At 68.6% G+C, this 5,067-nt stretch carries 7 protein-coding genes; 3 read left to right on the top strand and 4 right to left on the bottom strand.

Going from position 1 to position 5,067, the window contains the following annotated elements:
- Both K1Y73_RS21230 and K1Y73_RS21225 read right to left on the bottom strand, forming a co-directional pair.
- On the bottom strand, window positions 1-335 hold a 335-nt coding region (locus K1Y73_RS21230), incomplete at its 3' end, for an AMIN domain-containing protein (RefSeq protein ID WP_225030385.1).
- Between the two features lie 64 nt (window positions 336-399).
- Entirely contained in the window at window positions 400-1,596 is a 1,197-nt protein-coding gene (locus tag K1Y73_RS21225) for a pyridoxal phosphate-dependent aminotransferase (RefSeq protein ID WP_225030384.1), read from the bottom strand.
- An 86-nt stretch (window positions 1,597-1,682) separates the two neighbouring features.
- Here K1Y73_RS21225 and K1Y73_RS21220 point away from each other — a divergent pair, with 86 nt between their 5' ends.
- Window positions 1,683-2,426, top strand: a complete 744-nt coding sequence (locus K1Y73_RS21220; protein ID WP_225030383.1) for a DsbA family protein — start codon at window positions 1,683-1,685, stop codon at window positions 2,424-2,426.
- A 55-nt stretch (window positions 2,427-2,481) separates the two neighbouring features.
- Here the strand turns inward: K1Y73_RS21220 and K1Y73_RS21215 are convergent, their stop codons facing one another.
- On the bottom strand, window positions 2,482-3,390 hold the full coding sequence (locus tag K1Y73_RS21215; RefSeq protein WP_225030382.1) for an alpha/beta hydrolase family esterase: 909 nt from the start codon (window positions 3,388-3,390) through the stop codon (window positions 2,482-2,484).
- Between the two features lie 114 nt (window positions 3,391-3,504).
- Complete coding sequence (locus K1Y73_RS21210; protein ID WP_225030381.1) at window positions 3,505-3,984, bottom strand: type II toxin-antitoxin system RatA family toxin; 480 nt, start codon at window positions 3,982-3,984, stop codon at window positions 3,505-3,507.
- Window positions 3,985-4,171: 187 nt separating this feature from the next.
- On the opposite strand from K1Y73_RS21210, the gene hpt reads away from it, so the two are divergent.
- Window positions 4,172-4,711, top strand: a complete 540-nt coding sequence (hpt, locus tag K1Y73_RS21205) for a hypoxanthine phosphoribosyltransferase (protein WP_225030380.1) — start codon at window positions 4,172-4,174, stop codon at window positions 4,709-4,711.
- Between the two features lie 3 nt (window positions 4,712-4,714).
- Window positions 4,715-5,067 (top strand): uracil-DNA glycosylase family protein (locus K1Y73_RS21200; RefSeq protein ID WP_225030379.1); only part of this gene is annotated, 353 nt, incomplete at its 3' end.

Here is a 5,067-nt window from a genome sequence, read left to right as displayed (position 1 = left end):
TGGCGCACCAGCATCGGCACGGACAGTTCCAGCACCAGCCGCGACCAGCCGGCGCGGAAGATCCCGGCCCGCAGGTCGGTGACCTGCGGGGCCGCGCGCGCGACCCGGGGCAGCGGCGCCCAGTCGACCTCGCGCACATCCAGGATCAGCCGCGGCGGCCCATCCAGGACGCGCACCCGCCAGGGCACCGGCTGACTGATCGCCAGCGTGACCGAAACCTCGCGCCCCGCCTCGCCCGAGGCGCGGATCGACGAGGCGCCGGCATCCAGCCGCGCCAGCGCCGACAGGGTTTCGGCCCCTGCCAGACCCGGCAGAAGCAGCAGCCAAACGGCCATGATCTTCAGGAATGCCCGCACCCTGCCCCGCCGTGTTTCTGGCGCCTTGCCCTGCCCCGCCGAATTATCCCGCGCGGCCCGGCCAAAGTCCATTCACCTTCGCGCCGTGCTCGCGCCGGCCCATGTAATCCTGCAGCCGCACCAGGCCTTCGGCGATATCGGCCGTGGCGCCGGCATAGGAAAAGCGCAGCGTCTGCGCGCCGCGGATCGGATCGAAATCCAGCCCCGGCGTCACCGCCACGCCCGCGCCGTCCAGAATTTCGGCCGCCAGGGCCAGGCTGTCCTGCGTCAGGTCCGAGACATCGGCATAGATGTAGAAGGCCCCGTCCGGCGGCGCGATCTTACTGAACCCGGCCTTGGGCAGGCCTTCGAGCATCAGCCGGCGGTTTTCGGCATAGACGGCGCGGTTGGCTTCCAGTTCGGGAATGCAATCCAGCGCCGCCAGCGCCGCGATCTGGCTGGCATGCGGCGGGCAGATGAAGAAATTCTGCGCCAGCCGTTCCACCCGGCGGATCTGATCCTCGGGCACGACCATCCAGCCCACCCGCCAGCCGGTCATCGAGAAATATTTCGAGAAGCTGTTGATCACCCAAGGCTGCTGGCTGATCTCCAAAGCCGAAACCGCCCGGTCGCCGTAATGCAGCCCGTGATAGATCTCGTCCGAGATGAAGGCGGTCCCCCGCGCCTCGGCCCAGTGGATCAGCGCCGCCAGCGCGTCGCGCGACAGCATCGTGCCCGAAGGATTGCCGGGCGAGGCGACGATCAGCCCCTTGGCGTCGATGCCGGCCAGATCCTCGGGCGTGGGCTGCAGCCGGTTCTCGGCGCGCGATTGCACCCCCACCGGGGTCAGCGACAGAGCGCGCAGGATCTGGCGATAGCTGGGATAGCCGGGCTCGCCCAGGGCCACCCGGTCGCCCGCGTCGAACAGCGCGGTGAAGGCCAGAAGGAAGGCGCCTGACGAGCCGGTGGTGACGATCACCCGCGCCGGATCCAGATCAACGCCATACCAGCGCTGGTACAGGGCCGCGATCCCGGCGCGCAATTTGGGCAGACCAAGCGCCACCGTATAGCCCAAGGGGCGTTCAAGCGCCTGTGCCAGCGCCCGGCGGGCGCCGTCTGGTGCCGGCGTGCCGGGCTGGCCCACTTCCATATGCACGATCCGGCGCCCCGCCGCCTCGGCCGCGCGGGCGCGTTCCATCACATCCATCACAATGAAGGGATCGACTTCGCCCCTTCGTGATCCCCGACTTGCGCTTGTCATCGCCCGCCCCTTAAGGTCCTGCCGCAAAATGCCCCTGCTCCCTGCCCCCGCTTTCGGGGCTAGGTCAAGCCCGCAAAGGATGTTCCATGCGCCTTCCCCTGATCGCCGCCGCGCTGCTGGCCGCCGCCCCCGCCCTGGCCGAGGGCCTGACCGACATGACCGAGGCCGAGCGTCAGGCCTTTCGCGACGAGGTGCGGACCTATCTGCTGGAAAACCCCGATGTGATCATCGAAGCGATGACGGTGCTGCAGGGCCGCGAGGACCAGGCCGCCGCGGATCGCGACCTGCAGATGCTGGCCGACAACAAGGATGTGATCTTCAACAATCCGGCCGATTGGGTCGGCGGCAATCCGCAGGGCGACATCACCGTGGTCGAGTTCATGGATTACCGCTGCGGCTATTGCCGCAAGGCCTATGAAGAGACCGAAGAGCTGGTGAAGACCGATGGCAATATCCGCTTCGTGCTGAAGGAATTCCCGATCCTGGGCGAGCAATCGCTGCTGTCGTCGCAATTCGCGCTGGCGGTGAAGATGCTGTATGGCGAAGACGCCTACAAGGCCGCCCATGACGCGCTGATCACCCTGCGCGGCGATGCCACGCCCGACACGCTGGCCACGCTGGCCACGCAGCTGGGCCATGATCCGGCGGCGGTTGCGGCCAAGATGCAGGATCCGGCGGTGATGGACGTGATCAAGGCCAATCACGACCTGGCCACCACGATGGAAATCAACGGCACCCCGACCTTCGTGATCGACCAGACCATGGTGCGCGGCTATGTGCCGCTGGACGGCATGCGCCAGATCGTCGACGGCCAGCGCCAGGACGGCTGAGGCAGGGCCGGATCAGCGCGGAACCTGCTGATTTTCGAAGAAAATCAGCGGTATCTCAGCGATATTGATCGAAAAACCGCAGGATCTCGGCCGTGGCCGAGATCCCTTGCGTCTTTCCAGTGGAAAGACGCGCGCCGCCCGGCCAAACATGTGCCCCGCCCTCGATGGTGATCAGCCGCAGCCTTGCCTTGCCGCCTGCCGTCCAGTCGGTCACCCGCACGGCCGTCGCGTCGCCGGCTCCGGTCTCCCACCGCCGCTCGGTCTGCGCCAGCACGCCGGGTTGCGCGGCCAGGAAGGCCGCCAGAACCGAGGCGACCGAAGCGAAATCGGTGCGCGTGGCGCTGCGGCTGCCCTGGCCGCCGCCATAGGGCACCATCCGGTCGGCCGTGCCGTGGATCAGCAGCACCGGCACCGGGCCCGCCACCCGCACCCGCGCCGCATCCATCGAGCCCGAAACCCCCGCCAGCGCGCGCACCGCGCCCGGATTCTGCGCGGCAAAGGTCTCGGCCAGGATCGAGCCGTTCGACATGCCGGTGACAAAGACCCTTGCGCCGTCCAGCCCGAAGCGCCGTTGCGCATCGGCGATGACGGCCTTCAGGAATGCCTCATCCGCGACGCCGCGCCTTGCGGCAAAGCCGCAGCAATAGCCGCCATTCCAGGTCAGAAGCCGCTCGGCCCCGCGCCGCGACGATCCGGCGGGGAAGACCACCGCATAGCCCGCCGCCGTCGCGGCCTGCCCCAGGCCCGAGGAGGCGGCGAATTGCGCCGGATCGCCACCGCCGCCATGCAGCGCCACGATCAGCGCCGCGCCCTGCGGCCGAGCCGGCAGATCGACCAGATAGAACCGCCCGTCGATCTCGACCCGCTGGGTGGCCGCGGCCGGCAGGGCCAGAAACATGGCCAGCCCGAACAGCGCCAGAAGGGCGCGGGTGGCCAGGGCGGGAAGACGGGGCGTTCGGCACATCGTGGGGTCTCATCCGGGGCGGCACGGGACTGGCCGCATTGGCCGTCCCACGCCGCACCGCGCGGCTTCCGTCGCCGCGGCCGGGAAAAATCCGCGCCGACCCCGCCCCGCGGCCTAGCGCGCGCCGTAAAGCTGCGCCGCCCGCCGTTCAAAGGCGCGCACGATGCGCTGCATCGCATCGTTGAAGACCAGCCCGATGATCCCCTGCAGGATCGCATTGCGAAATTCGAAATCGACGAAGAATTCCACCTCGCAGCCGCCGCCGGCCCCAACCCCGGCCTCGGCCTCGGCCGGCAGGTCGCGGAAGGCCCAGGTGGATTTCATGTATTTGAACGGCCCGTCCAGATATTCGGTCAGGATCCGCGCCTCGGCCGGCAGAAGCGTGACCCGGCTGCCGAACCTTTCGCGGAAGACCTTGAACGAGATCACCAGATCCGCCTCCATCACCTCGCCGCCCTCGATCGGCTTGCGCGACCGGATGCGTGCGGCGGCGTTCCAGGGCAGGAATTCGGGATAGCGCGCCACATCGGCCACCAGATCGTACATCTCGCGGGCGGTATAGGGCAGGCGCTTGGTCTCGTGATGGGTGGGCATCGTCTGGGGTCTGGCTCGGCTTCTGGCTGCGGCAGGATGCGGGCGGGCGCCCGCCCCCCTGACTTGGCGCGCGGCGGCGGCAAGATCAAGCGCCCAGCGGTCGCATCCTGCGCGGACATGGGCGATTGACGCCGCAAACCCCGCCGGACTAGCGTGCGACCCTGTCCCAGGAGCCGCTTTTTCCATCATGACCCTTCGCCCCTATGTCGTCGACCAGCTGATCTCGGCCAAGGCCATCGCCGCCAGGGTCGAGGCGCTGGCGCGCGAGATCACCCAGGCCTTTGCCGGCACCGAGAAGCTGGTCGTCGTGGGCCTGCTGCGCGGAAGTTTCGTCTTCATCGCCGATCTGGTGCGCGAGATCGACCTGCCGGTCGAGGTGGATTTTCTGGAAGCCTCGTCCTACGGCGATGCGACCGAATCCTCGCGCGAGGTGCGGATCCTGAAGGACCTGCGCGGCGAGATCGCCGGGCGCGACGTGCTGGTGGTCGAGGATATCGTCGACACGGGCTTCACGCTGAGCCATGTGAAGACGCTGCTGATGGCGCGCGCCCCGAAGCGGCTGGAAATCTGCGCCCTGCTGGACAAGCCCACCCGCCGCGAAGTGCCGATCCGCGCCACCTGGACCGGGTTCGAGATCCCCGATGAATTCGTCGTCGGCTATGGCATTGATTTCGCGCAACGAAACCGCAACCTGCCCTATATCGGCAAGGTGCGGTTCACCGATTGACCGATGTTGCCCGACCTGATCCCCGACGCGCCCCGGCTGATCTTCTGCGGCACGGCGGCCGGCCGCGCCTCGGCGCTGCGCGGGCATTATTATGCCGGGCCGGGCAATCGGTTCTGGCCGATTCTGGCCGAGATCGGGCTGACGCCGCGGCTGTTTCGCCCCGAAGAGGACGGGCTGCTGGCCGGGCTGGGCCTGGGCCTGACCGATCTGGCCAAGGATGTGGCCGGCATGGACCATGAAATCCCCGAAGCCGCCTATTCGGCGGCCCGGCTGGAGGACATCGTCACCCGCTTCCGCCCGGCGGGCCTGGCCTTCACCAGCCGCGCCGCCGGCCGCCGCGCCCTGGGCCTGCGCCC

This window comes from Xinfangfangia pollutisoli (genome assembly GCF_020179405.1).
Taxonomy (GTDB): Bacteria; Pseudomonadota; Alphaproteobacteria; order Rhodobacterales; family Rhodobacteraceae; genus Pseudogemmobacter; species Pseudogemmobacter pollutisoli.
This window is presented reverse-complemented; position numbering and strand designations above follow the sequence as displayed.

Excerpts from the sequence above, each read along its gene's own strand:
- K1Y73_RS21220 (WP_225030383.1), top strand. The coding sequence starts at position 1,683 with ATGCGCCTTCCCCTGATCGCCGCCGCGCTGCTGGCCGCCGCCCCCGCC.
- K1Y73_RS21215 (WP_225030382.1), bottom strand. The coding sequence starts at position 3,390 with ATGTGCCGAACGCCCCGTCTTCCCGCCCTGGCCACCCGCGCCCTTCTG.
- K1Y73_RS21225 (WP_225030384.1), bottom strand. The coding sequence starts at position 1,596 with ATGACAAGCGCAAGTCGGGGATCACGAAGGGGCGAAGTCGATCCCTTC.
- hpt (WP_225030380.1), top strand. The coding sequence starts at position 4,172 with ATGACCCTTCGCCCCTATGTCGTCGACCAGCTGATCTCGGCCAAGGCC.
- K1Y73_RS21210 (WP_225030381.1), bottom strand. The coding sequence starts at position 3,984 with ATGCCCACCCATCACGAGACCAAGCGCCTGCCCTATACCGCCCGCGAG.